This window comes from Lentzea sp. NPDC051838, assembly GCF_040681245.1.
In the GTDB taxonomy this organism is placed as follows: domain Bacteria; phylum Actinomycetota; class Actinomycetes; order Mycobacteriales; family Pseudonocardiaceae; genus Lentzea.
Genome location: NZ_JBFAYI010000004.1, coordinates 38,903 through 64,558 on the forward strand (window position 1 = coordinate 38,903; position 25,656 = coordinate 64,558).

The window sequence follows — 25,656 nt, forward strand, 5'->3', positions numbered from 1 at the left end:
CAGAAATCGTTCGCCAGGGCGGCGGGTGTTCAGCCACGATGTTTTCTCGTGGCTGAACACACCTACCGAGTACTCGTCCGCGGACGCTTCGCCGATCTCACCGACGACCAGCGCGCGAGCCTCCGGGAACGCCTGAAGGGCTTCGACTTCCTGACCGACGGCGGCTTCACCGAGTCTGGCGCGCTGACGTTCGACGACAAGCTCGACTTCTTCAGCTACCGCGTGATCCTGACCGCGAAGGACAAGCCCGACGAGGCGGGACTGAGGCGCGCGACCACCGCCCTCGACGCGCTGGGCGTCGACTTCAAGGGGTTGCGCGCCAAAGTCACCGACATGGACGAGATGAAGATCAACCGGCCGAGACGACTGGGCTGAGCGGGGTTTCCAGCACGGCGGCGGCGTCCAGGGCCAGGTCCTCCCGGTACATCCGGGAGATCACCTGGACGCCCGTCGGCAGCCCGTCCCGCAACCCCGTCGGCACCGCGACCGACGGCAGCCCGGCGAACGACGTCGCCTCGCACAGCTTCGTCGCCTCGAAGTACGCGTCGAGGTCCTCGGGGCTGCGCCGGTCCTGGTCCGGTACGTACGACGGGATGGTGCTGACCGGCCCGAGCAGCACGGGGTAGCGGTCGAGCAGCCGCGCCCAGTCGCGCTGGATGCCCAGCCGGGTACCCGTGAGCGCCAGGAACTCTGCGAGGTCCAGACCGGGACGCACCTTCAGCAGGTGGTCCATGTAGACCATGATCTCCTCGCCGGCGAACGCGGCGAACTGCTCGTAGCCGAGCGCGATCGGGGTGGCGATCATCCGCATGGACAGCGCCGACGTCTCGTCGACCCTCGGCGGTTCGACGGGCTCGACCTCGTAACCAGCGTCGGCCAGCCGCGCGGCCGCCTGTTCGACCACCGGGTCACCGGGCACGAAACCGGCGATTCTCGCGACCGGTGCGCCCGAAGCGGGCACCGGCACCGTGCGCGGGTCGGACGGATCCGCGCCGCACATCAGCTCGTGCACCAGCCGCAGATCGGCGACCGTGCGGGCGAACGGGCCCTCGACGGTCATGATCTGGGTCGGGTACGACGGGTCGGGCTGACCGATGATCGCGCCCTGCGGATAGCGGCCGTAGCTCGGCTTGAGCGCGCACACGCCGTTCAGGAACGCCGGCAGCCGCAGCGAGCCGCCGCTGTCGTTGCCGATCCCGATGCGCACCATGCCCGTCGCCACCGCGACCGCGTCACCGCCCGAGCTGCCGCCTGGCGACTTCGTGGCGTCCCACGGGTTGATGGTGTGCCCGGCCAGTTCGCTGTACGTGTGCATGCCGCGCGCGTTGAGCGTCGGCATGTTCGCGTGCGCGATCGGCGTCGCCCCGGCGGCCCGCAGCCGTGCCACGATCGGCGCGTCCGCGGTCTTCAGGTTGCCCACCAGCGACTTCATGCCGTGCGTGGTGGCCGCGCCCGCGACGTCGATGTTGGCCTTGACCGAGAGCGCGACCCCGGCGAGCGGGCCGGTCGGCGGCTCGTCCGGTTCGTCGAACACGGTGGTCAGCGCGTTGTAGACGGAGTTCAAGGTCTCGATGCGCTGCAACTGCTCAGTGAACATCCCCATGCTCCAGTCTATGCGGACCGGAGCACGGGGATGCGTAGTTGAAAACCACTCAGCGGAACGTTACGGGTAGTTGGCCAGGTAGGCCTCGGTAGACCCGGCCGTCACCCGGTTGCCCGAGTTGTTGATGATCCGCTCGATGGTTCCCTTGCCGCCCAACGAGATCGTCACCATGCTGTGGAACTTGACGCCCGGCGTGTTCGGCACCTCGAACGCCCGGTCCGCCACCACGCTCGGGTTGGCGTTGGCGAAGATGTAGCTGCCCAGGCCCCACGCCTCGTGCGTGGTGACGTTGTTGGCCACCTTGTACGCCGCGTAGCCGCGCGTGGACCCGTTCATCCACGCCGCCTGGTTGGGCGCCTCGTACGGCATCTCGTTCTGGTAGAAGTACGTCCGCCCACCCTGGCCGTTCCAGATGGTCTGGTACTTCTGGTAGTGCTCCACGAAGAGGCCGTACATCGTCACGTTGTTGCCGTTGACGATCAACCCGGTATCGGCCCGGTTCACGTCCCATCCGACACCGATGGAGTGGTCACCGCGCCACAGCCAGAGGTGGTCGCCGATCACGTTGTGACTGTTGACCACCAACGAGGTCGTGGCCCGCCCGATGGCCGAACCGCCGATGCGCACGTACAGGTCGTGCACCGACGACGGGTTCGCCGAGTGGTTCGCGTTGCTGCCCGGCGCGCCCATCTGCATGAGAAGCGGCGAGTTCGTCGGAGCCGCGTCCAGCAGCAGGCCGGCGATCTTCACACCGTCCACATCGGCCACGTCGAGCGCCATGTTCCCGTTGGTGGGCATGACGGTCGCGAGACCGAGACCGAACACCACCGTGTCCGGCCGCGTGACCCGGATCGGCTCGCTGACCTGGTGGATGCCCGGCGTGAGCAGCAGGTGCTTGCCTGCCGCGAGCTGCTGGTTCATCGTGGCCGCGGACGTGCCCGGCTTGGCGATGAAGAAGTCCGACAGCGGGATGTTCTGGCCCTGCTGGTTGCCACTGGCCCACGTGGTGCCGCTGGTGTTGGTGCGCAGCGACGGGACGAACACGCTGTACTTGCCGCTCGAGTCGATGTTCAGGAACGGCTTCTCACGCACGACAGGGGTCTGCGCGACGGTCGTGTACGGCGGCTCGGGGAACGTGTTGGCCGGGGCGTTGCGCGCGCCGACGAAGACCATGTTCCAGTTCTCACCGGTCCACGAGCCCCACTCGGTGTTGCGGCTGAGCCACTGCTGCTGCGAACCCGAACGGACCTGGCCCGTCACCACGGAGTCCGCGAGGAAACCACCGCTGGACCAGCCGTTGTCGTCGAGCTGCATGTTGCCGTAGACGTGCGTGCGGCGCATCGCGGAGGCCTGCGAGACCGCCCACGTGTTGGTGCCGCCCGGCGGCCTGATCGCGAGGTTCTCGGCGCCACGCCAGAAGTTGTGCGTCGCGTTGCCCTCGAACCAGTCGGCCTCGACGTGCACCTGGCCGTTGATGTTGACCTGGTCCGGGTTCAGCCCGAGGCCGAGCACCTGGGTGAAGAAGCCGATGTTCACGTCGACGTTGTAGTTGCCGGGCTTGAAGAAGATCGCGAACCGGCGCGCGTCGTACTGACCCTCTTCCTGCTGCCGGAAGACGTCGTTGAGCCGCGCCTGGATGGTGCTGGCGGGCATCGACGGGTCGAAGATCAGCACGTTCGGCCCGAAGTCCGGCGTGCCGGGGTCGGGCGGGGTGTTGCCGGTGGAGAGCTTGAAGGACTGGGCGTTGGTGCCGTTGCAGGTGTACTGCACCAACTGGACGTCACCCGTCGAAGCGCCGGGCACGTCGAGACACTTGCCGCTGTGACGGCTCACGAACCGGTACGTGTCCGTACCGACCTGTTCGGGACGCCACTGTTGGTTGTTGGCACTGAAGTTCTGCCACATGTGGATCAGCGCGTTGTCCGCCGCGGACACGTTCGAGACGTCCCACACCGAACCCTCGCCGACCGTGAAGTAACCGTCGGAGGTGGGGGTGAACTTCCAGGTTTGACCAGAGCAGGACTGTTGGCGGAGTTGTGCGCCGTTCGCCGATCCCAGCGACTCCACGCACTTTCCGCTGCCGACGTTCGTCACCTGATAAGCGGTTCCGGGCACTACGTCAGCCTGGGCCGCGACCGTCCACACAGGAACGATCGCTGCTGCTGCCAACGCTGCCACCAGCAGGGGGGTTCTCACGGGACACAGGGTGGGGGTGGTTTGTTGCAACCGTCAACGAACCTAACTGTTTCCGGTCGAGTTCCGGTATTGACAAATGAATTTGTCAAATGAGACTGTGCTAGGCGTGGAGCTGTCCCCATTGCGCAGATCGTTGCTGGAGCTGCTGAAGTCGCCCGCGTCGGCGACCCAGCTCGCGGCGGCTCTCGACCTGCCGCGGCAACGGGTCAACTACCACGTGCGGGCGCTGGAACAGGCAGGACTCGTCGAGCTCGTCGAGGAGAGGCAACGGCGCGGCTGCGTCGAACGCGTGCTGCGCGCCCGGCCCGGCCGCGAGATCGCCGCCGACGTGCAAGATCAGTTCGCCGCGACGCACCTGGTGTCGGTGGCCGAGGACACGGCTCGTCACGTCGAGCGGATGTCGGGTGCCGCGGCGGACGCGGGAAAGCGCTTGCTCACCTTCACCGTGGAGACGACGGTCCGCTTCGGCGCGCCCGGTGCCGTCCACGAGTTCACCAGCGACCTCGCCGAAGCGGTGCGGCAGATCGCGTTGAAGTACGACACCGAGTCAGGCCGCCCGTACCGGGTGGTCGCGTTGGGCCACCCGGGAGTTTCCGATGAGCGATGACGGTGTGCGGATCGAGATCACCGTGGCGGCACCTGTCGACGAGGTGTGGCAGTCGTTCCGCGACAAGCAGAAGATCCTGCACTGGCACGGCTGGGAGTACGACGGGCTGGAGCAGGAGATCGACGGCACGTTCTTCCAGGACGCCGAGGAGACCGGCGAACGGACGCTCTCCATCCACGGACACGACGTCTTCTCGCTGACCCCTGTCCCCGAAGGCACGCGCGTGGTGCTGACCCGTGCGCCCAAGGGCACGTTGCCCGAGTGGGACGAGTACTACGACGACATCACCGAAGGCTGGATCACGTTCCTGCACCAGCTGAAGTTCGCGCACGAGTACCACCCCGGCCGCGTTCGCCGCACGCTGTTCTGGCCGTCCGCCGTCGATCTGGGTGTCACCGGCAAGCCGTTCTTCGAGTCCGCGAACCAGAGCGGGTACGTGATCGAGGAGTGGGGACCGGGGCTGCTGGTCACGTGTCCCAAGATGACCGTGGTGACGACCTACGGGTTCTCCGACGACGAGCTGGAGGCGTTGCGCCAGAAGGGTGAGGCGTCGTAATAGCCCGATCGATGATCCCGATGTGAGGGCGTGGGCTACGAGTACGACGTCTTCCTGAGCTACACGCGCCGCGGTGGTGGTGACGTGTGGGTGCGGGACCACTTCTACCGGGCGTTGCGCGAGTGGCTCGGCAACGAGATGGCCGCCGAACCCCGGATCTTCGTGGACTGGAACCAGAAGACCGGGGTCTCGTGGCCGGAGAACCTCGAGGTGGCGCTGCTGCGGTCGAAGGTGATGGTCGCCGTGCTGTCGCCGCCGTACTTCCGCTCGGAGTGGTGTCTCGCCGAGTGGGAGAGCATGCTCGAACGCCACCGGTCTCTGGGCTACTCCACTCTTGATCACCCGCAGGGCTTGGTGCTGCCCGTCCGGTACGCCGACGGGCAGCACTACCCGCCGGAAGCGCAAGCCGCTCTGCAGCGCGACTTCACGCCGTGGAACAAGCCGCTGCCGTACGAGACCTACAGCCGTTCACGCGACTACGAGTACTTCTACACCGCCGTGCAGCAGCTGGCGGGAGAGGTGGCGGAACGCATCGAGGACGCGCCGCCGTGGGACCCGACGTGGAAGGTGGTGCGGCCGGCGCTCGATCCCCGGACGCTGCCGCCCGGCCCGTTGCCGAGGCTGTGAGGTTGCCGTGATCGTGACCTTCTACTCGTACAAGGGCGGCGTCGGCCGGTCCTTCTGCCTGGCCAACGTCGCGGTGCAGCTCGCGCGGTGGGGCAACAGCGTGCTGTGCGTGGACTTCGACCTCGACGCACCCGGCCTGCACGAGTACTTCAAGCCGTACGTCTCGACGTTGCACGACGGCGGGCTGGTCGAGGTGATCTCCGGGGACGCCGACTGGACGGACGTCGTGGAGCCGGTGTTCGTGCCGGACGTCGAGCGGCTGTCACTGCTGGCGGCGGGCGCGATGGACTCCTCCTACCCCGACCGCGCCCAGGCGTTGTCGTGGCCGGAGTTGTTCGCCGATCACGACCTCGGCTGGCGTTTCGAGAAGATTCGCGCGGAGTGGGCCGAGCAGTTCGACTACGTGCTGATCGACAGCCGCACCGGCATCACGGACATCGGCGGGATCTGCACCGCACAGCTGCCGGACGTGCTGGTGCTGTGCGTGGCACCGAACCGGCAGAACCTCGCCGGGACGCTGGAGGTGGCGCAACGGGCGGCGCTCGCCCGGGATCGACTGCCCTACGACCGCGACGGCCTGCTGTACCTGCCGGTCGTGTCGCGGTTCGACAGCAAGGAGGAGTACGAGCGGGCCCGGTCGTGGCGGACCACGATGGCAACCGAGTTCGCGCCTCTGTACGCGAGCTGGATGCCGAAGGACCAGAACGACGACCAGCCGGAACTGGGCCTCGTCGAACGCACCACGGTGCCGTACCTGCCTTATTGGAGCTTCGGCGAGGAGATCGCGGTCCTCGACGAACGCAGTGGCAGCCCCGACACGGTCTCGTACTACATGGACAACATCGCCGCGTTGCTCGCACATCGGCTCGCGGACGCCGACGTGTTGGTGAGCAACCGCGACACCTATGTGTCCGCGGCTCGGGAACGCGGGCGTCGCGAGCCGGGGCAGGGGTTCCGCTACGACGTGCTGGTCCACGGCACGTCGGAACGCGCCGTCGACCTCACCAACGAGCTGCTGGACTTCGGCGTGCGGGCGGTGCGGGGTCGGTTGGCAGAGCTGTCCTCGGTGCGGTGCTTCGTGATCGTCGACCCGCCGGCGCATTCGTCGGCGGGCATCCAGGAGATCCTCGAGCAGGACCGCCTCGTGATGGTGGTCGCGGACGAGGTGCCCCGGCAGCTGTCCACCGCGCTGTCGCTCACCCCCAGCCGAGGGCTTGCGATCGCGATCGAGGTGGTGACCGCGCTGCCCGCCGAGGACGCGGGACCGCACTGGGAGCACGTGCTCGTCTCGGCGAGCCGGGCTCTGAGGGCGCAGGGTGACCTGACCGGTGCCTACATCCTGGCGGTCCGGGCCGTGGAGTCGGCGCCGAGGCCGATCGTGTCGAGGCTGCTGCGGGGAGAGCTGGCGAAGGAGCGCGGCCTGCCAGGTGTGGCCGAGATGGAGCTGAAGGCCGTGCTGAACAGCGTGGAGCCGGGCTCGTTCGAGGCGCAACGCGCGCACCGGTTGCTCGGTGAGCTCTACCGCGACCAGGGGAAGCTGCCCGTGGCGGTCGAACACTTCGAGGAGGCGCTGAACGCTCCGGGCAACTCGCGGGAGCAGGCGCTGGTGCACCGGGAGCTCGCCCGCATCGAGCTGCGGTCCGGGAACGACGACGTGGCACAGCAGCACCTGGTCCACGCACGGGACTTCAGCTCCGGTGACCTGACGTTGGAGGCCCAGATCGCTTTCGAGCTCGGGTCGTTGTTGGTGGACCGCGGTGACCTCGAGGCGGCGGGCCGTCAGCTGGTCGATGCGGTCGAGTGGAACACGTTGTCGCTCGACGACCAGGTCACCGCGTTGCGTCAGCTCGCGTTCCTGGAGAGCACGGCTGGGCGCCACCACGGGGCGGAGGACTACCTGCGACGCGCGCTCGCGCTGCCGGTGGCTCGGGAGGACAAGGCCGACATCGTCGTCGAGCTGACTCGGATGAAGCGTGACGCGTTCGGCCTGAACGAGGCGATCGCCACCCTCCAGTCAGTCGAGCCCGATGTCCCCGTCGTCGAGGCGCGGCTGAAGGAGAAGCTCGGCAACCTCCTGCTCGAGGCGGGTGACGAAGGAGCCGCTCAGGACGCGTTCTCGGACGCACAGGACGCGTACCGGCGCTTGGGCGACAGGGCGGGGGAGGTACGTGTGCTGATCGGGTTGTGGACGGCGTATCGGCGTGAGGGCAGCCACGACGAGGCGAACCGGTACCGGAGTGAGGCCCGGCGACTGCTGAGCAGGCTGCGCGGGCCGGAAGCCGACCTGTTGTGGCGTCAGCTGGAGGCCGTGGAACCGAAGTAGCGGGTGAGGAAGTCGTTGCGGAACACGCCTTTCGGGTCGTGTTCGGTGAGCAGCGACTTGAACGAGTCCCACTGCGGGTAGCGGGCGGCCAGCAGCGTCGGCGGCACGGTGAAGAGCTTGCCCCAGTGCGGGCGTGGCGCGATCGCCTCCTCCAGGCGGGGGAGCAGGGCCAGCACGGCAGGGGTGTTCGGGACCCAGGTGAAGTGGATGGCGAGGCTGTCGCGGTCGACCGCCGGGCTGAGCCACTGGGGTTCGGCGTGGATCGTGCGGATCTCGCAGGCCTGGACCAGCGGCGAGATCACCGTGGACATCTCCGCCAGGGCGCGCAGGGCCGTGACGGCGCGGGTGCGCGGGACGAAGTACTCGGTCTGCAGTTCCTGGCCCACGGACGGGGTGAACTCGGCCTTGAAGTGGGGTAGTCGTTCGTGCCACGGGCCGGGGACGCCGCCCTGGACGGTGCAGTGCGAGGCGGGCTGGCCGGTGACCGGGTGGCGCGGGCCGTCGGCGGGGTGGCCGGGGAAGGTGTACTGGGTGTCGCCGACGCGGTGCTTCACCCAGAGGGTCGCGCCGCCCTGCCAGTCGACGAACGCGCTGACGCTGTAGGCGCCGTCGAAGATCTGTTCCAGCTGGATGAGCAGCGTGGTCCAGGCGACGTCCTCGTAGACGGTCTGCGCGACTTCGAACGACGGCACGGTTTCCAGCGTCACTGCCGTGATCACGCCCAGGCCGCCCAGCGACACCGGGGCGCCCGCGGAGGTCAGTTCGACGACCGAGCCGTCGCCGCGCATGACGTCTATGGACCGGACCGCGCCCGCCAGCGATCGTGCGCCGGAGCCGTGCGTGGCGGTGGCGACCGCGCCCGCGATGGTGATGTGGGGGAGCGACGGCAGGGTGTGCAGGGCCAGGCCCGCGGATTCGAGCTTCGGGGCGAGCTGGGCCAGGGTGGCGCCCGCGTTCACCCGGACGAGGTTGCGGTCGGTCTCGAAGACGTCGGGCATCGCGGCCAGCGAGACCAGGGTGCCCGTGGTGTCCGCGATCGGGCTGAACGAGTGCCCGGAGCCGACGACGTGCACCGCGTTCGAGCCGCGGACGAGCGCGCGCAGGTCGTCGGCCGTGGTCGGCGTGACGGCCTGGGCGGCGGTGAACGTGACGTTGCCGGCCCAGTTGGTCTTCATGTCCCTACGGTAAGCGCCTGAGCGGCGGAAAATCAGGTTGCACGCGCTGGCAGGGTCGATCTACGTGGGAAACGACGACGACGTGAAGACGCTCCGGGAGATGGCCGGCCTCGTGACGCCGATGGCGCTGCGGGTCGCGGTGACCCTGGGGCTGCCGGACCGCCTGAAGAGCGACGCACCTGTTGACACGCTCGCCGCCGAGCTCGACGTCAATCCTGGTGCCCTGGAACTGCTGCTCGGCCACCTGACGACCCTCGGCGTCGTCGAACGCGCCGGCGACGGCTACCGCACCACCGGCTTCGGCGCGCACCTCTGCGCGGACGCGGGCACCGGCCTGCACAACCTCCTCCACCAGGACACGGCTGCCGGGCGCGCCGACCTGGCTTTCGTGGACCTCGCGCACAGCATCAGGACCGGCGAGCCCGCTTACCCGCTGCGCTACGGGCAGGACTTCTGGACCGACCTGGACGAGCAGCCGCGCCTGCGCGAGGCGTTCGACCGGCAGATGACCTGGCGGATCCGGCAGCGGGTGCCGAAGTTCGTCGAAGCGGTGGACTGGGCGCGGTTCGGGTCGATCGTCGACGTCGGTGGCGGGCCCGGTGACCTGCTCGCGGCCGTGCTGGAGGCTCATCGGTCGATGCGCGGGCACGTCGTCGATCTGTCAGTGGGCCCGGCGCGGGAGAACCTCGCCCGGTTCGGAGATCGTGCGCGGGCGACGGCGGGGAGCTTCTTCGACCCGTTGCCGGCGGACGGTGACGCCTACCTGTTGTTCGACATCCTGCACGACTGGGACGACGAGCAGGCCGGACGCATCCTGGGGCGGTGCGCCGAGGCGATGCCGGACCGCGCGCGACTCGTTGTCATCGAAGGCATCCGAGGTGTGGGGGCCGCGACCGAGATGGATCTGATCATGCTCGTGCACTTCGGCGGACGCGAGCGGAGCGTCGAAGAGCTTGTCAAGCTCGCAGAACCGCACGGTTTGGTGCTCGCTGGAGTAACGGAAGTACCGGGTGACCACTCGGTGCTCGAATTCCGGAAACATCCGATCTAAGGTGAGGGTCGCCGCCGCCCAGACGAAGGGACTCCCATGCGTCGAGCAACGGCGGTCGTCGCGGCCCTGTTGATCCTCCTCACCGGCATCCCGGCGCACGCGGCACCGAGCGTGAGCGTGCGGGTCGATCCCACCAGCAAGAGCAGCGTCGGAAGGGACTTCGCCGGCTTCAGCTACGAGAAGGACCGGGTCGGCGCGCGGATGTTCAACGCCCGCAACGCCGACCTGGTCCGGCTCTTCCGGCTGCTCGGGCCGAGCCTGCTGCGCATCGGCGGCAACCTCGTGGACATGACCACCTGGAAGCCGGACGGCACCGGCGGCAAGGCGACCGAGGTGACGCCGTCGGACATCCAGGAGCTGGCGATCTTCGCCAAGGCGACCGGGTGGAAGGTCGTCTACGGCATCAACCTCAAGACGAACACGCCGGAAGCCGCCGCGGACGAGGCGGCGGTGGCGTCGCGGATCCTCGGCAAGGACCTGGTGGCGTTCGAGATCGGCAACGAGCCCAACGTCTACGTGAAGACGTGGCCGGAGTACGAGGCGCTGTTCTCGAAGTTCGCCGACGCGATCCGCGCGAAGGTGCCCGGAGCGAAGTTCGACGGGCCCGGCCAGGCGAACAGCAGCTCGTGGGCGGAGGACTTCGCCCGCACGCAGAAGGACCGGGGCGTGAACATCCTGTCCACGCACGTCTACATCGCGAAGAACACCGAGGCCGACATCACGAAGATGCTGGCGTCCAACTCCTCCGGCCGCCTCCCGAACATCTCGGCCGCGATGGAGAAGGCCTGGTCCGCCAACGGAATCCCGCAGTGGCGCGTCACCGAGGCGAACAACTACTTCCACGGCGGCGCGGACGGCGTCAGCAACGTGCAGGCGGCGGCGTTGTGGTCGCTCGACTACATGTCCGGTGTCGCGGCGCGGCAGGGTTCCGGCATCAACTTCCACGGCGGCACGTCGACGCAGTTCCCGCTGCACTACTCGCCGATCCGCTACGACGGGCTCAACCCCGTTGGCGTGCAGGCGGTCTACTACGGTGAGCTGCTGTGGAAGCTGGCCGGGCCGGGTGCCTATCACGCGGCTTCGGTCACCGGGGCCGACGCGGTCACGGCGTGGGGGATCGGCAACAACGCGTTCGTCAACAACAAGAGCGCTGCCGCGGTGACCACGACGATCACGTTGCCCGCCAAGGCGCGCAACGCCAGCGTCTACGTGCTGACCGCGCCCGCGCTGGACTCCAAGGAGATCACCATCGCGGGCTCGAAGGTCGGGAAGAACGCCAAGTTCACGCCACGGCCCAAGAACGTGAAGGTGACCGGCACGACGACCACGGTCGACGTGCCGGCCAACAGCGCGGTCCTGGTCGTCACTCGCTGAGCGCGGCGAGTCGTTCCTGGGCTTCGGCGAGGTCGTCGGAGGTCGGGGCGTCGTCCTGGGTGAGGGCGCGCCGCCAGTAACCGGCGAACTCGATGTCCTTTTTGGACACGCCTCGCGCGACGAAGTGCCTCCGCAGTGCGCGCACCGCGGAGGCCTCGCCGCCCAGCCACACCCAGGTCGACGCGGGCACGTCCTGCGCCGTCACCACCGACACCAGATCATCCCCGGCGCTGCGGTGCACCCACTGCACGCCGGGGATGTCCTGCTCCTCAGCGGGATCCGCGATCTCGACGAACGCGAGGAAGCGCTGCTCTGGACTCAGCAGTTCCAGCAGTGAGGCGATCGCGGGCAACGCCGTCTCGTCGCCCGCGAACACCAGCAGGTCCGCGTCGCCGAGTGGCCGGGCGTAGTCGGGAGACGGCCCGAACCGGCCGATGACGTCGCCTGGTTTTGCGACGGCTGCCCACGCTGACGCGGGGCCGTCGTCGCCGTGCAGCACGAAGTCCACGGTCAGCACGCCGTCGACCAACGAGCGCACGGTGAAGCTGCGCATCCACGGTCGCTCGGCTTCGGGCAGGGCGAGGTAGGCCTGGTACCAGATGCTGACGTCCTCCGAGTCCGACACGAACGCGGACCCGTTCGGCTTGGGGAACAACAGCTTCAGCTGCTGATCAGGCCACGACCCCACGTCGGTAAGACCGTCGCCGGTGAACGTCATCCGAACCATGCGCGGGGTCAGCGGGACGACGTCGGACACCGTCAGCAGGCTCATGCGAGGTACTCCTTCAGGTGTTGGGCGGTGAGGGTGTCCGAGGTCGACACGAGCTCGCCGGGCGTTCCGGTGAACACGACCTGGCCGCCGTCGTGCCCGGCGCCGGGACCCAGGTCGACGATCCAGTCGGCGTGCGCCATCACGGCGAGGTGGTGCTCGATGACGATCACGGTGTTGCCGGCGTCGATCAGCTGGTCGAGCAGGCCGAGCAACTGGTCGACGTCGGCGAGGTGCAGGCCGGACGTGGGCTCGTCCAGCACGTACGTCGAGGCCTTCTCCGCCATGTGGATGGCGAGCTTGAGCCGTTGCCGCTCGCCGCCGGACAGCGTGGTCAGCGGCTGGCCGAGCGACAGGTACGACAGGCCGACGTCGTTCAGCCGACGAAGCACGGCATGTGCCTGACCGGACGGGAAGAACGTCAGCGCCTCGGCGACGGACATGCCGAGCACCTCGCTGATGTTCTTGCCCCGCAACGTGTAGCGCAGCACGTCGGGCGTGAACCGCTTGCCCTCGCACTTCTCGCAGACGGTCGCGACGCCGGCCATCATCGCCAGGTCGGTGTAGACGAGCCCGATGCCCTTGCAGTTCTCGCATGCGCCCTCGGAGTTCGCGCTGAACAGAGCCGCCTTCACGCCGTTGGCCTTGGCGAACGCGGTCCTGACCGAGTCGAGCAGGCCGGTGTAGGTGGCGGGGTTGGACCGCCGCGACCCGCGGATCGGCGACTGGTCGACCGTCACGACGTCCGGGCGCCTGCGCAACGAGCCGTGGATCAGCGACGACTTGCCGGAGCCCGCCACGCCGGTCACGACGGTCAGCACGCCGAGCGGGAGGTCGACGCTCACGTCCTTGAGGTTGTTCGTTCGCGCGCTGCTGATCGTGAGGAAACCTTTGGGAGAGCGGAACTCCGGCCGCAGCTTGGCGCGGTGGTCGAGGTGGCGTCCGGTCAGCGTGCCCGAGGTGCGCAGTCCGGCGACGTCACCGGAGTAGCAGAGGTGGCCGCCGTGCACGCCCGCGCCGGGGCCGAGGTCGACGACGTGGTCCGCGATCGCGATGGTCTCCGGCTTGTGCTCGACGACCAGCACGGTGTTCCCCTTGTCGCGCAGCCTGATCAGCAGGCTGTTCATGCGCTGGATGTCGTGCGGGTGCAGGCCGACGGTCGGTTCGTCGAACACGTAGGTGATGTCGGTGAGCGAGGATCCCAGGTGCCGCACCATCTTCACGCGCTGCGACTCGCCGCCTGACAGCGTCGCGGACTCGCGGTCGAGCGACAGGTAGCCGAGGCCGATCTCGACCAGCGAGTCGAGGGTGTTGCGGAGGGTCGCGAGCAGTGGTGCGACGGACGGGTCGTCGATGCTGTGCACGAACTGCGCGAGGTCGCTGATCTGCATCGCGCAGCAGTCGGCGATGGTGACACCGCGGATCTTGGAGCTGAGCGCGGCCTCGTTGAGTCGCGCGCCGCGACACGCCGAGCAGGTCGCGAAGGTGACGGCTCGGTCGACGAACGCCTTGACGTGCGGCTGCATCGACTCGCGGTCCTTGCTGAGGATCGTGCGCTGCAGCTTCGGGATCAGGCCGTCGTAGGTGACGTTGGTACCGCCGATGTCGAGTTTCGTCGTCGGTTTGTAGAGGAAGTCGTTCAGCTGCTGCTCGGTGAACGTGTTGATCGGCTGGTCCGCCGGGTAGAGGCCGGAGTGGGCGAGCACCTTCCAGTACCAGGTGCCGACGCCGTAGTTCGGGGCGTCGATCGCGCCGTCGTCGAGAGATTTGGTCCTGTCGACGATCGCGTCCACGTCGATCGTGGTGACCTTGCCCAGGCCCTCACAGGTCGGGCACATGCCCTCGGGCAGGTTGAAGCTGAACGCGCCGGACGTCCCCACGTGCGGCTCGCCCAGGCGGCTGAACACGATCCGGAGCATGGTGTGCGCGTCGGTCGCCGTGCCGACGGTCGAGCGGGAGTTCGCGCCCATCCGCTCCTGATCGACGATGATCGCCGCGCTCAGGTTGTGCAGCGCGTCCACGTCCGGGCGCCCGATCGAGGGCATGAACGACTGCAGGAACGCGGTGTAGGTCTCGTTGATCATGCGCTGGGACTCGGCCGCGATCGTGCCGAACACCAGCGAGGACTTGCCGGAACCGGACACGCCCGTGAACACGGTGAGGCGGCGCTTCGGGACGTCGAGCGACACGTCGGCGAGGTTGTTCTCCCTGGCCCCGCGCACCTGGATCACGTCATGGCTGTCGGCGATCAAGTTTCCCCCGGTTGATTCTTTATGCAGTAAAGTAAGCGGCGTTCGAGGTTACTTTACGTCGTAAGGAGTCGCAACCGTGGTCGTCTACGCAGGTCAGGGCGATCCACGCCGGTCCATCGAGCTGCTCTGGCGCGGATCCGCTGTCGAGAACCGCCCGGGCCCGAAACCCGGACTCAGCGTGGACCTGATCGTGGACGCGGGCATCGCGGTCGCCGACGAGCAGGGCATGGCGTTCTCGATGCGCGCGGTGGGGGAGCGCCTCGGGCGGACCGCGATGGCGCTCTACACGTACGTCCCGGGCAAGAACGAGCTGGTCGACCTCATGTACGACCGCGCGATGGCCTCGCTGCCGACGGTGTACGTCCTGGACGACGGCTGGCGGCCCGCCGTGACCGCCTGGGCGCACGACATGTGGGAGTTCTACGGCCGCCACCCGTGGGTGCTGCAGGTGTCGCAGGCCCGGCCGGTGCTGGGTCCGCACGAGTTCGCCGTGATCGAGGCCCTGGCCGCGATCCTGGTGTCGACCGGGCTGCCCGGCCGCCGGTTGCGCGGCATCGTCGGCGCGATCAACTACTTCGTGCGCGGCGCCGCCCAGACCATCGCCGAGGCGCGCGCCGCTGGTGGTGCGACGGGTGAGGCGGACGAGGAGTGGTGGTATGCGCGGTCGGCCGTCCTCGTGGAGCTCGAACCCGACCTGGCGAAGAAGTTCCCGATGCTGCACGTCCTCGAGAACGATCGAGAGCCCGTCGATCCTTCGTTGCCCTACTTGGAGAACGACGCGCTGGAGAACTTCCGCAGCGGCCTCGGCGTGTTGCTGGACGGGATCGAGGCCGCTGTGGCGAAACCCTGACGAGTGTTCATTCCGGCAGGTCCGCCCTGTCGTCCTCGACGAGGGTGAGGATCCGGGAGATCGTCAGTTCCGGTTCCTCCAGCGGCAGCGCGTGGGTGGTCTTCGGCCAGATCTCCGCGTGGAGGCGGGGATTGAGCGCCTCGACGCGGGCAGCGAGCTCGCGCGCGTCGAACACGCCGTTGCGTTCGGCGAGCACGAAGTGGACGGGCACGTCGATCGCGCGCAGTTCGTCGTCGGTGAACACGTACTGCGGCGGGAAGTGCGCTTTGTACTTGAGCCCGCGGATCACCAGCGGGGCCAGGGTGCGGCGCGCGTAGGGATCTCCGGACATGATCCGGCGCAGGATCGGCGCCGGCAGCAGCCAGCGGAACATCTGGCCGAAGCTCCAGAGGACGAACCGCAGCCCGATGGTCCCGAAGCCTCCCGGTTCGATGGCGATCACACTCGCGATCCGGTCGCCGCGACGCACGGCCAGGTCCAGCGCCAGCCAGGCGCCGCGGGAGATCCCGACGAGGTGGTACTTCTCGTGGCCGAGGCCGGCGAGCACGTCGGCGAGCCAGTCCGCCTGGTCCTGGCCGCTCTGCACGGGACGCGTCTGGACCGAGCGACCCGGTTCGCCGATCGTGTCCACCGCGTACACCGTGTGCCGCTCGGCCAGCTCGGCGACGAAGGAGTACCAGGACAACGACGTGCCCATGACGCCGTGCAGCAACACGAGCGGCGTGCCCTGCCCGGTGCCGCTGCGCCGGACGTGGGTCGGCCCGAACCGCGTCTCGACGTCCAGCTCCTCGGCCGGAACCGGCCACTTTCGCAGGATCGTGTCGTACGTGGCGAAGTACCTCTCCTGTGCCTTCTGATCCACGAACTTTCCGAGCATCTGGACCCCCATCCGTCTTTCCAATGCAGATGCAATGTTATAGCCGCCGGCCTGTCCTGCCAAGAACGTCCGGTGTGGCACAGTGATCACGTGCCGAAACGCGTTGACCACGACGAGAGAAGGCGTGAGATCGCGGAGGCGATCTTCCGGCTCGCGGCGGCGCAGGGACTGCAGGCGGTGACGCTGCGGGCGGTCGCCGCGGAGGCCGGCATCTCGATGTTCCAGGTGCAGTACTACTTCCCCACCAAGGAAGAGATGCTGCGGTACGCCTGGCGCCGCATCACCGAACTGGGCGCCGAGCGGGCGGGACGGGACATCGCCGAGGCGTTGCGGACAGGCGACGAACGCGCCGTCATCCGCGCGTGCGTGCTCGCCGTGCTGCCGGCCGACGAACGCAGCCGCATGCTGTGCGCGGTGCAGATCGCCTACTTCGCCGTCGACGTCACCCGCGGGAGCCAGGCCCCGGACCAGCAGGCCATGCTGCCCCACCTCGTACGCCTGATCGCCGACCAGCTCGGCCAAGCCCAGCAGCGCGGAGGCGTTCCGGCGCACCTCGACGCCCAGCTGGAGGCCGACGCGCTCGCGACCATGACCGCCGGTCTGCTCAGCGCGATACTGGTCGAGGCCTACGACACCGAACAGGCGACGCGGATCATCGACTACCGGCTCGGGCACCTGTTCGCGGGCTAGCGGCGCGTCTCGGAACGTTGGCGAGGTAATGCACGCTCAGCAGGGCACCTCGTGGTGCCGCCCCCACTCCCACAGCCAACCAGGATGAGGAAGCGGGGGCGGCACCACGATGCACCCGTCTGACCGCACATTCCCCCGGCAACGTTCCGAGCCACACCGCTAGCAGTCACGCCACCTGTGGCAAAACCGTGACGAAGTCCGGACCTCCGCGCCACATACGACCGATGAGATCGTGTCCATGGGGCTCGCGAGACTCTTCGTGGCCGTCGCGTGCGCGATGGTGCTGACCGCGCCGAGCACAGCGTCCGCCACCTCGGTGCGCCACTACCGGCCCGCCACCATGACGATGCAGTACACGGTCGACGGCCTGCACGCGGTGGTCCACTCGCCGCGCACGCTCGTCGGCACCCGGCCTCTGCTGTTCCAGTTCCGCGGGTTCGACGAGGTCGCGCGGTCGTTGGCGGAGCGGGGAACCGTGGTCGTGCTGGTGAGTGATCGGACGACGCTGGACCGGCACGTGGAGCTGTGGCGGTCGCTGAGCCGCGGCGAGGGGCCGTTGGCGGAGCGGTTCGGCGGGTTCGCGGGCCAGATCTCCGTGCCAGAACGGTGACACGATCCTCACAACTTCCCCAAAAGTGGTCGATTGGATCACCGGCATGGCAATCGGAAAACTCGCAGTGGCCGTCGCCTGCTCGATGGCACTGGCCGTGCCCGCCACCGCCGCTCCTGACCACGGCGTCAGAAAGGTCGAGTACTCGCTCGGTGAGCGGGCCTTCCAGGTGCCCGGCTTTCACCGCGAACCGGGTGGTCCCGTCGCGGACCTCGAACTCACCGCGGTCATGCACGCCCCGCGCACGCTCGTCGGCAAGCGGCCGCTGGTGCTGCTCGCGCACGGCTATTGGAAGCCCTGCGCGGACGACCAGTGGACCTGGCCGTGTCCGGCCGGGGACGCGTTCCCGAGCTACCGCGGGTACGACTACCTGGGAGAAGAGCTGGCGCGGCAGGGTTTCGTGGTCGTGTCGGTGAGCGTGAACGGCGTCAACGCCGGTGAGATGGGCGAGATCGCCGACGTGGCACGTGCCGCGGTGATGAGCAAGCACCTGGAGATGTGGCGGGACCTCAACGACGGCAAAGGCCCGCTCGCTGGGAAGCTGCCAGGGTTTCGCGGGCACGTCGACCTCGCGAACGTCGGCACGCTCGGCCACTCGCGCGGTGGGCGCGGCGCGGTCTACCAGGCCTCGGACAAGCACGTGACCGAGCTACCGCAAGGCGTTCGGATCAGGGCTGTCCTGCCGTTGGCACCCGCCGACTACTACGCGCCCGACCCGGAAGCCCCGGAGAACCTCGACTACCGGATCACGAAGATCCCGTTCGCGGTCATGACCGGCAGCTGCGACGGCGCGGTCAACGGAGGCACGTACATCGACAACGCGAAGGGCCGCAACGTCGTCCCCATCCACGCGGTGACCCCGAAGTACGCCAACCACAACTACTTCAACACCGAATGGTCCTACGACAACGACAGCACCTGCCCCGCGACCGCGCTGACTCCTGAGCAGCAGCGGAAGGTCGCCACGACGTACATCCCGGCGTTCTTCCAGCAGTACCTCACCGGCAGGCAGAACCCGATCGTCAGCCGGGGCTACGAGGGCGTCGGCGTCGTCACGCATCAACCGATCGGCTAAGCCTGGAAACAACTTTAAGTGGTCGCGGTCCCCCTTCCACCACTGCCAAGGTGGTGGTGGAAGGGGGAAATTCCATGTTCAGAACAACCGCGCTGCTCACTGCGGCGCTAGTAGTGCTGACCGCCAACCCGGCCATCGCCCACACCAACAGCGACTGGGCCGGATGGCAGAAGGACCTCACCGGGTCGAGGCACAACGCGTCCGAGTGGCGCATCAACCAGAACAACGCGGGCAAGCTCAAGCTCAAGTGGGCGTTCGCGTATCCCAAGGGCGACGTCAACCACGTCCGCAGCCAGCCGGCCGTCGTGGGCGACACGATCTACTTCGGCAGCCCGGACGGAAAGTTCCACGCCCGCGACGCGCGAACCGGACAGGCCAGGTGGGAGTTCACGCTCCCCGGAGCCACCAGGCCCGTCTACAACTCGGACGGGCCGACCGTGTCCGGCGGCAGGGTGTTCTTCGGCGACAGCACGGGGAGGCTGTTCGCGCTCGACCAGCGGACCGGGCGACTGCGCTGGCAGACGCAGATGGACACCACCATCGCGTCGATGACGACCAGCTCGCCGATCGTCCACAACGGACGGATCTACGTCGGAACGTCGAGCAGCGAGAACGTGTTGCCGCGCGACTACGCGTGTTGCACGTTCCGCGGCCACATCGACGCCTACGACGTCGACACCGGTGCGCTGGTCTGGCGGCATTACACCGTGCCGGAACCACAAGAGGTCGGCACGTGGCCCAACGGCGCCAAGCGGTTCGAGCCGTCGGGTGCCGGGGTGTGGAGCTCGCCGGTGATCGACCGCCGCACGAACACGCTCTACGTCGGCACCGGGCAGAACTACACGGGCAAGGGCGGCGAGTTCGACTCGTTGCTGGCGCTCGACACCCGGACCGGGAACGTCAAGTGGACCAACCAGGTCACCGACGCCGACACCTGGCGCTGGGCCTGCAACGAACCCGATCCCGAGGGCTACTGCCCGGGGCTCAAGGACAACACCAACCTCGACTACGACATCGGCTCGACCCCGAACCTGTTCGAGGTCGACGGCCGGCAGCTCGTCGGCGTCGGGCAGAAGTCCGGTGTCTACCACGTGTTCGACGCGAAGACCGGTCAGGTCGTGTGGCGGCGGCAGCTCGGCACGCCGTGGCCCAGCGGTGGTATCGGCGGCATCCAGTGGGGTGCGAGCTACGACGGCAAGCGGCTCTACATCGCCACTTACGTCGCCAGTCCGGGCAAGCTGTTCGCGGTCGATCCCGCGACCGGCAGTGTGCTGTGGGAGACGCCGGCTCCGGCGGACGGGTGCACCACGGGTGGCGTGGCCGGGCAGCCGGGTTGTGCGCCCGCGCACGGTGTTCCGGTGTCCAGCACGCCCGGTGTGGTGTGGCTGGGCGCGCAGGACGGCAAGTTCCGCGCGTACAACGCCAAGACCGGCAAGATCCTGTGGACCTACGACACCGTCCAGGACGTTCGCGGTGTCAACGGCCTGACCGGGCGCGGCGGCAACCTCGCCGGGCCGGGCACGGGCGCGGTCGTCTCCAACGGCATGGTCTACGTGCAGTCCGGCTACTTCTCGGACTACGTGAACCCGAACGGGCACGTGCTACTGGCGTTCGGGCTCTAGTTTCGCCTGAACCGACTCGACCGGAAGCCCGGCTCCGGCGCGGAGGTCGAGCGACTTCTGCCAGGCGAGGCGAGCGGACTCGGCGTCACCCGCGGCAGCGCGGGTGTCGCCGAGCTGCTCGTAGGCGGCGGCTTCCAGCGGGAGGTCGCCGCCGAGCCGGAAGTGCTCGGACGACTGGGTGAACGCGTGCGCGGCACGGTCGTGGTCGCCCAGGCCGAGGTAGCCGGTGCCGAGGTTGTCCCACGTCTCGGCCTGCCCGATCACGTGACCCATCGCGCGCCACAACGGCATGACGCGCTCGGCGTAGGAGACGGCCTCGGCGTACTCACCGATCTTGCCGTAGCCCCAGGCGAGTCCGGTCAGCGCGTTGGCCTGCCCGTACTCGTCGCCGCACTCCTCGTACAACGCGAGCCCGCGCCGCGTGAACTCCAGTGCCTCGTGGATCTTCGAGTCCGGGCACAGCATCGCGATGTTGAGCAGCACCCCCGCCTGCCCGGCCACGTCGCCGTTGGCCTCGTACACGGCCAACGCCCGCTCCAGCACGGCCCTGGACTCGTCGAGCCGCCCGAACCTGCCGAGCGCGCGACCGACGTTGATCAGCGTGCGGCCGACCTCGCTCGCGTCGCCGAGCTGTTCCGCCGCGGCGAGCGCGAGTTGTTGCGACGTCAGCAGATCCTGGTAACGCCCCTGCCGGTCCAGCACGTCCGCGAGCGACCAGCCCATCAGCCACGTCTGCGCCGGCGTGCCGAGGGGCAGCGCCGCCATCAACGTCGGATGTTCGGCCATCAGCCACGCGAACGCCTCGTCGCGCGAGCCCATCGGCGTGATCAGCACACCGGGAGCCGGTGCGGGAACGGCCGGGGGATGGCGGCTGGGGGTGAACAGGACGCCTGCCTCGACGCCGGTCAGCGCGAGGTGGTCGAGCAACCGGTGCAGGGCCTCCTCGCCCTCGTCGTGCCGCGCCAGCTCGGCCGCGTAGTCGCGCAGCAGGTCGTGGCACGTGAACCGGCCCGGTTCCGGCGAGTCCAGCAGGTTCGCGCGCGCCAGTTCCGCCAGCAGCGACTCGGTTTCCGGCAGTTCCAGACCGGCCAGCGACGCCGCGCCCGCGAGGCTGATGTCCGAGCCCGGCATGAGCCCGAGCAGCCGGAACAGCCGCAGCGCCGCCGGGCTGAGCGCCTTGCAGGAGTGGGAGAACACCGACCGCAGGTCCGCGGTGACGTCATCGTCGTCGGCGAACGCGTCGAGGTCGGCCAGCTCGTCCGCCAGCGTCGCCAGCGGGAACTCCGGCTGCGTCGCCGCCCGTGCCCCGGCGACCGCGAGGGCCAGCGGCAGGCGGGCGCAGCGGCGGACCACCGTGTCGAGCGCCTCCGGCTCGGCCTCGGCGCGGTCGTGGCCGATGCGCGACGCCAGCAGCTCACGCGCGTCGTCGGGCGGCAGCAGGCCCAGCGACAGCGACTGCGCCCGGTGCGAGGGCCTGAGCGCGGTCCGGCTCGTCACCACGACGTGGGTGTTGGGCGTGCGGGGCAGCAGCGGCTCGATCTGGTCGGCGTCGGTCGCGTTGTCCAGCAGCATCAGGACTTTCTTGCCGGCGAGCGTGTCCCGCAGCAACGCCGACTGACCCGCCAGGTCGTGCGGCACCTTCGCCCGCGGCACGTCCAACGCCGACAGGAACCGCAACAGCGCGTCGCCGGGGCTCAGCGCCGCGCCCGACGGCCCGAACCCGTGCAGGTTCACGTAGAGCTGGCCGTCCGGGAACCGTTCCGCCGCCCGGTGCGCCCAGTGCACGGCGAGCGAGGTCTTGCCCACGCCGCCGGTGCCGGTGATCACGACGACGCCGTTCGGTGCGTGGTCCAGCTCGGCCAGTTCCACCGCCCTGCCCGTGAACGGTTTGGGCGCGGCGGGCAGCTGCCGTGGCGCCGAAGCGGTCTGCAGCCGCCGGTGCAGCGTGGTGAGCTGCCGCGACGGTTCCGCGCCCAGCTCGTCCGCCAGCCTGGTCTTCAGGAGGTCGAACTGCTTCAGGGCGTCGGACGTGCGGCCGCTGCCGTGCAACGCCTCGATCAGCTGGGCGGCGACCCGTTCGTCCAGAGGTCGTTGCGCGGCAAGGGACTGCAGCTCCGGTACCACCGCGGAGTGCTCGCCGTCGGCCAGCCGCGCGTCCACGTGGTCGAGCCGTGCCGCGAGCAGTTCGCCCGCGAAGTCCTGCCGCGCCTGGGTCGCCCACGGCGTGTCCAGTGTGGACAGCAGCTCCTCGTCCGCCAGCGTCAGGGCTTCCGCGGTCCGGCCGGTGCGCACCAGGTGCCGGAACAGGTGCAGGTCGATCTCCAGCGGGTCGACGCGGATCACGTACCCGCCCGCCTCGCGCTCGACCAGGCCGGGCAGCGTCTGCCTCAGCCTGGTCAGCCACGTCCGCATCATCGCGCGGGCACTGGCGGGCGGGGCGTTGCCCAAGACGCGTTCGACCAGCTCGTCGGCGCCGACCACCTGACCGGCGTCGACGAGCAGCACCCCGAGCAGGGCACCGAGCCGTGTCGGACCGAACTCGGTCACGCGGCCGTGCACCCTCGCTGAGACTCCGCCGAAGACCGTGAACCGCACGTGATCACGTTACCTCTGCGACAGAAATGTCTCCCGCAACTCGCGGACCATCAGCTCAGGAACCTCGGCGGAGGCGAAATGTCCGCCGCGTTCCATCTCGGTCCACCGCACGATGGTGTGGTTGCGCTCGGCCATCCGCCGGATGGGCACTCCCACGTCGTGAGGGAACACCGCGACCGACGTCGGCGTCGGCGACTCCGGCTCCAGCTCGCCCCACGTCTCGTCCCCCTCCTGGTAGTAGCGCGCCGACGAACCGGCGGTCCGGGTGAACCAGAAGATCGACACGTCGGTCAGCAGCGCGTCCACGGGTACCCCGATCGCGGGGTCGCTCCACACGTGGAACGCCCAGGCGATCCACTCCAGCTGCGCGACCGGCGAGTCGGTGAGCGCGTAGGCGACCGACTGCGGCCGGGTGCTCTGCATCGCCACGTACCCGAACTGCTCGAACTCGTACTTGTACGCCTTCTCGACCGACTTCTGCTCCGCCTCCACGGAGAAGTCGGCCGTTTCCTGGGTGACGCCGGCGGAGAAGATCTGGTTGACGTGGACGGCTTTGACCTCGTCCAGCATGCCCAGCTCGCGGGTGAGCTTGGCGCCGTAGTCGTAGCCGTGCGCGAAGTAGTGCTTGTATCCCAACGACTTCATCAGCTCGGCGAACATCCTGGCCACGCGCGGGATGGTCCAGCCGAGCGTGTGCGTCGGCCCGGAGAACCCGAAGCCCGGCACCGTCGGGATGACGAGGTGGAAGTCGCGGCTGAGCGGTTCGATCATCGCCTCGAACGCGAAGCCCGTGGACGGCCAGCCGTGCGTGAGCAGGAGCGGTTCCGCTTGCGGGTTGGGGCTTTTCACGTGGATGAAGTGCAGCTGCGCGCCGTCGATCTCGGTGACGAACTGCGGGATCTTGTTGAGCCGCCGTTCCTGCTCGCGCCAGTCGAAGTCCCGCCACCGCCGGGCGAGGTCCTGGAGGTAGGGGAGTGGCGTGCCCTGGGCCCACGACGCGCCTTCCGGCTCGGACGGCCAGCGGGTCTGGTCGAGGCGGCGGTGCAGGTCGTCGATGTCGGCCTGGGGGATGGTGATCTCGAACGGCTTCATGCTCACGACGCTATGGGCGCTGTAGGACAGATATGGTCCTACAGTGTCGTCTGCCCGTTTGCTGAAGTTGCTCGGTCTGCTGCAGGCGCGCCGTGAGTGGTCCGGCGCGGAGTTGGCCGAGCGGTTGGGCGTGACCACCCGCACGGTTCGCCGCGACGTCGACAAGCTGCGCGACCTCGACTACCCGGTGCACGCCTCGATGGGCACGTCCGGCGGCGGCTACCGGCTCGGTTCGGGCGCACGGCTGCCACCGTTGCTGCTCGACGACGACGAGGCGGTGGCCGTGGCGGTCTCGTTGCGGACTGCGGGCGGCATCGCGAACATTGGTGAGACGGCCGTGCGGGCGTTGCTGAAGGTCGAGCAGGTGCTGCCGTCCGCGTTGCAGCACCGGGTGGCGGCGCTGGAGATCGCGACCGTGCCGCACACCGGGTCGGCGCCTTCTGTCGACTCCGCGCTGTTGACGTTGGTCGGCACGGCCTGCCGCGACCGGCAACGGCTGCGGTTCGCCTACGTCGGGCACTCGGGTGCGGAGTCGCTGCGCGAGGTGGAGCCCGTGCGGCTCGTGACGTGGGGACGGCGCTGGTATTTGGTCGCCTGGGACGTGTTTCGAGACGACTGGCGCACATTTCGGCTCGATCGGATGAGCGTGCGGACCCCGTTCGGTGCCCGGTTCACACCCCGTGAGATTCCGGGCGGCGACGCGGGGGCGTTCGTGGCGGCTCGGGTGGCCGATCGGTGGCCGGTGCAGGGCGTCGTGCGACTGAGCGTGCCCGCTTCGGAGGCGACGGAGTGGCACAGCTACGGCGAGGTTTTGGCTGTGGACGAAACCTCGTGCCACATTCGGGTCGGAGGCGAGACGATGGACGACGTGGTGTTCATGCTCGCGAGCATCACCGTCGAGTTCGAGGTCGTCTCCCCGCCCGAACTGTCGGCCGCACTGCTCCGGGCAGCGGACCGGTTTCGTCGGGCGGCGAAATTCTAGAGCTTTTCTCAGGGTGCTGACAGCAGACTCCTAGGCACAGCGGGCTTAGTGGAGTCAGGGAGGTCGCCATGCTGATCGATCGCACCATGCCACTGGGTACCGCGCTGACAGTCACCTACGCCTCGGACCGCGGCCCGCGCACGCACAACGCCGACGCGTACGCCACCAACGGCCGCCGCACCTTCGTGGTCGCCGACGGGGTGGGCGACTCGCCCGCCGCCGTCGAGGCCGCGCACGCCGCCGCACAGGCCGCCGCCCTGCTGACCGACCCGGTCGCCGCGATCCTCGCCGCCCACGACGCTCTGCAGGTGCACAGCGGGGACGCCGTGATCGTCGTCGCCGTGGCCCGGCCGGACGGGGGCTTCGACGTGGCGTGGGCGGGGGACGCTCGCGCGTACGCGTCCGATGGCGAGGAACTCGTGCAGCTCACGACCGACCACACGGTGGCCGAGTACTTCCGCGAGCGCGGGGTGAAGCCGGAGCCGCGGCTGGAGCACGTCGTGACGAACACGGTCCGGCACGCCACGGCCGCGAACATCGGGCGGGCGGGGACGCGGGGTTCGCGGCTCGTGCTGGTGTCGGACGGGGTGTACGGGCCGTTGGGGCATCAGGGGATCGAGGCGATCATGGCCGGGCACGTGTCGGCTGAGCGGTTGGTGCGGGCGGCGTTGTACGCGGGCGGTACGGACAACGCCACGGCGCTCGTCGTCAGCTAGCCGATCGCAGGCAG

At 68.8% G+C, this 25,656-nt stretch carries 22 protein-coding genes; 14 read left to right on the forward strand and 8 right to left on the reverse strand.

Annotation, left to right across the window (positions count from 1 at the left end):
- Nucleotides 1-48: 48 nt before the first annotated feature.
- Complete coding sequence (locus tag AB0M24_RS11420; RefSeq protein ID WP_363764448.1) at nt 49-375, forward strand: DUF6204 family protein; 327 nt, start codon at nt 49-51, stop codon at nt 373-375.
- On the opposite strand, the gene AB0M24_RS11425 is transcribed toward AB0M24_RS11420, so the two are convergent.
- Entirely contained in the window at nt 350-1,603 is a 1,254-nt protein-coding gene (locus tag AB0M24_RS11425) for an amidase family protein (protein ID WP_363764450.1), read from the reverse strand. The genes AB0M24_RS11420 and AB0M24_RS11425 overlap by 26 nt on opposite strands.
- A gap of 60 nt (nt 1,604-1,663) precedes the next feature.
- Nucleotides 1,664-3,799 carry an RICIN domain-containing protein gene (locus AB0M24_RS11430; RefSeq protein ID WP_363764453.1) on the reverse strand — a complete coding sequence of 712 codons (2,136 nt, stop codon included), beginning with the start codon at nt 3,797-3,799 and terminating at the stop codon, nt 1,664-1,666.
- Nucleotides 3,800-3,905: 106 nt separating this feature from the next.
- Between AB0M24_RS11430 and AB0M24_RS11435 the strand changes: the two genes are divergently transcribed.
- The 4 genes from AB0M24_RS11435 to AB0M24_RS11450 are packed head-to-tail and all read left to right on the forward strand — an operon-like array spanning nt 3,906 to nt 7,912.
- On the forward strand, nt 3,906-4,406 hold the full coding sequence (locus AB0M24_RS11435) for a helix-turn-helix domain-containing protein (protein WP_363764456.1): 501 nt from the start codon (nt 3,906-3,908) through the stop codon (nt 4,404-4,406).
- Entirely contained in the window at nt 4,396-4,962 is a 567-nt protein-coding gene (locus tag AB0M24_RS11440) for a hypothetical protein (RefSeq protein ID WP_363764459.1), read from the forward strand. Before AB0M24_RS11435 ends, AB0M24_RS11440 begins: the two co-directional genes overlap by 11 nt.
- Nucleotides 4,963-4,992: 30 nt before the next feature.
- On the forward strand, nt 4,993-5,589 hold the full coding sequence (locus AB0M24_RS11445; RefSeq protein ID WP_363764461.1) for a toll/interleukin-1 receptor domain-containing protein: 597 nt from the start codon (nt 4,993-4,995) through the stop codon (nt 5,587-5,589).
- Nucleotides 5,590-5,602: 13 nt separating this feature from the next.
- Nucleotides 5,603-7,912, forward strand: a complete 2,310-nt coding sequence (locus tag AB0M24_RS11450) for a hypothetical protein (RefSeq protein WP_363764464.1) — start codon at nt 5,603-5,605, stop codon at nt 7,910-7,912.
- Here the strand turns inward: AB0M24_RS11450 and AB0M24_RS11455 are convergent.
- Complete coding sequence (locus tag AB0M24_RS11455) at nt 7,885-9,087, reverse strand: FAD-binding protein (RefSeq protein ID WP_363764467.1); 1,203 nt, start codon at nt 9,085-9,087, stop codon at nt 7,885-7,887. The two genes, AB0M24_RS11450 and AB0M24_RS11455, sit on opposite strands and share 28 nt — an antisense overlap.
- Nucleotides 9,088-9,151: 64 nt before the next feature.
- Here AB0M24_RS11455 and AB0M24_RS11460 point away from each other — a divergent pair, with 64 nt between their 5' ends.
- Nucleotides 9,152-10,138 (forward strand): methyltransferase, encoded by a 987-nt coding sequence (locus AB0M24_RS11460; RefSeq protein ID WP_363764470.1) that lies wholly within the window; start codon nt 9,152-9,154, stop codon nt 10,136-10,138.
- Nucleotides 10,139-10,174: 36 nt separating this feature from the next.
- Complete coding sequence (locus tag AB0M24_RS11465; RefSeq protein ID WP_363764473.1) at nt 10,175-11,512, forward strand: glycosyl hydrolase family protein; 1,338 nt, start codon at nt 10,175-10,177, stop codon at nt 11,510-11,512.
- Here AB0M24_RS11465 and AB0M24_RS11470 read toward each other — a convergent pair.
- Complete coding sequence (locus AB0M24_RS11470) at nt 11,502-12,284, reverse strand: siderophore-interacting protein (RefSeq protein ID WP_363764476.1); 783 nt, start codon at nt 12,282-12,284, stop codon at nt 11,502-11,504. The two genes, AB0M24_RS11465 and AB0M24_RS11470, sit on opposite strands and share 11 nt — an antisense overlap.
- The gene (locus tag AB0M24_RS11475; protein WP_363764479.1) at nt 12,281-14,533 is read right to left on the reverse strand and encodes an excinuclease ABC subunit UvrA; all 2,253 of its coding nucleotides are present in this window, start codon (nt 14,531-14,533) and stop codon (nt 12,281-12,283) included. The genes AB0M24_RS11470 and AB0M24_RS11475 overlap by 4 nt, the downstream gene beginning before the upstream one ends.
- A gap of 76 nt (nt 14,534-14,609) precedes the next feature.
- Here AB0M24_RS11475 and AB0M24_RS11480 point away from each other — a divergent pair, with 76 nt between their 5' ends.
- On the forward strand, nt 14,610-15,383 hold the full coding sequence (locus AB0M24_RS11480) for a TetR/AcrR family transcriptional regulator C-terminal domain-containing protein (RefSeq protein WP_363764482.1): 774 nt from the start codon (nt 14,610-14,612) through the stop codon (nt 15,381-15,383).
- A 7-nt stretch (nt 15,384-15,390) separates the two neighbouring features.
- On the opposite strand, the gene AB0M24_RS11485 is transcribed toward AB0M24_RS11480, so the two are convergent.
- Nucleotides 15,391-16,260, reverse strand: coding sequence for an alpha/beta hydrolase (locus tag AB0M24_RS11485; protein WP_363764485.1), 870 nt, complete (start codon nt 16,258-16,260; stop codon nt 15,391-15,393).
- A gap of 90 nt (nt 16,261-16,350) precedes the next feature.
- Between AB0M24_RS11485 and AB0M24_RS11490 the strand changes: the two genes are divergently transcribed.
- The 4 genes from AB0M24_RS11490 (at nt 16,351) to AB0M24_RS11505 (ending at nt 20,257) form a co-directional block, all read left to right on the forward strand.
- Nucleotides 16,351-16,950, forward strand: coding sequence for a TetR/AcrR family transcriptional regulator (locus AB0M24_RS11490; RefSeq protein WP_363764488.1), 600 nt, complete (start codon nt 16,351-16,353; stop codon nt 16,948-16,950).
- Nucleotides 16,951-17,188: 238 nt separating this feature from the next.
- Nucleotides 17,189-17,560: a hypothetical protein gene (locus AB0M24_RS11495; RefSeq protein WP_363764491.1), complete on the forward strand. Its 372-nt coding sequence runs from the start codon at nt 17,189-17,191 to the stop codon at nt 17,558-17,560.
- 46 nt (nt 17,561-17,606) lie between these two features.
- Nucleotides 17,607-18,635 carry a hypothetical protein gene (locus tag AB0M24_RS11500; RefSeq protein WP_363764494.1) on the forward strand — a complete coding sequence of 343 codons (1,029 nt, stop codon included), beginning with the start codon at nt 17,607-17,609 and terminating at the stop codon, nt 18,633-18,635.
- A gap of 74 nt (nt 18,636-18,709) precedes the next feature.
- The gene (locus tag AB0M24_RS11505) at nt 18,710-20,257 is read left to right on the forward strand and encodes a PQQ-binding-like beta-propeller repeat protein (RefSeq protein WP_363764497.1); all 1,548 of its coding nucleotides are present in this window, start codon (nt 18,710-18,712) and stop codon (nt 20,255-20,257) included.
- Here the strand turns inward: AB0M24_RS11505 and AB0M24_RS11510 are convergent.
- Both AB0M24_RS11510 and AB0M24_RS11515 read right to left on the reverse strand, forming a co-directional pair.
- Nucleotides 20,237-22,852, reverse strand: a complete 2,616-nt coding sequence (locus AB0M24_RS11510; RefSeq protein WP_363764499.1) for a BTAD domain-containing putative transcriptional regulator — start codon at nt 22,850-22,852, stop codon at nt 20,237-20,239. The two genes, AB0M24_RS11505 and AB0M24_RS11510, sit on opposite strands and share 21 nt — an antisense overlap.
- Nucleotides 22,853-22,861: 9 nt before the next feature.
- Entirely contained in the window at nt 22,862-23,944 is a 1,083-nt protein-coding gene (locus AB0M24_RS11515; protein WP_363764502.1) for an epoxide hydrolase family protein, read from the reverse strand.
- A 43-nt stretch (nt 23,945-23,987) separates the two neighbouring features.
- Here AB0M24_RS11515 and AB0M24_RS11520 point away from each other — a divergent pair, with 43 nt between their 5' ends.
- Together AB0M24_RS11520 and AB0M24_RS11525 are read left to right on the forward strand one after the other, a co-directional pair.
- The gene (locus AB0M24_RS11520; protein ID WP_363764505.1) at nt 23,988-24,926 is read left to right on the forward strand and encodes a WYL domain-containing protein; all 939 of its coding nucleotides are present in this window, start codon (nt 23,988-23,990) and stop codon (nt 24,924-24,926) included.
- Nucleotides 24,927-24,994: 68 nt separating this feature from the next.
- Nucleotides 24,995-25,642, forward strand: a complete 648-nt coding sequence (locus AB0M24_RS11525; protein ID WP_363764508.1) for a serine/threonine protein phosphatase — start codon at nt 24,995-24,997, stop codon at nt 25,640-25,642.
- Nucleotides 25,643-25,656: the final 14 nt, after the last annotated feature.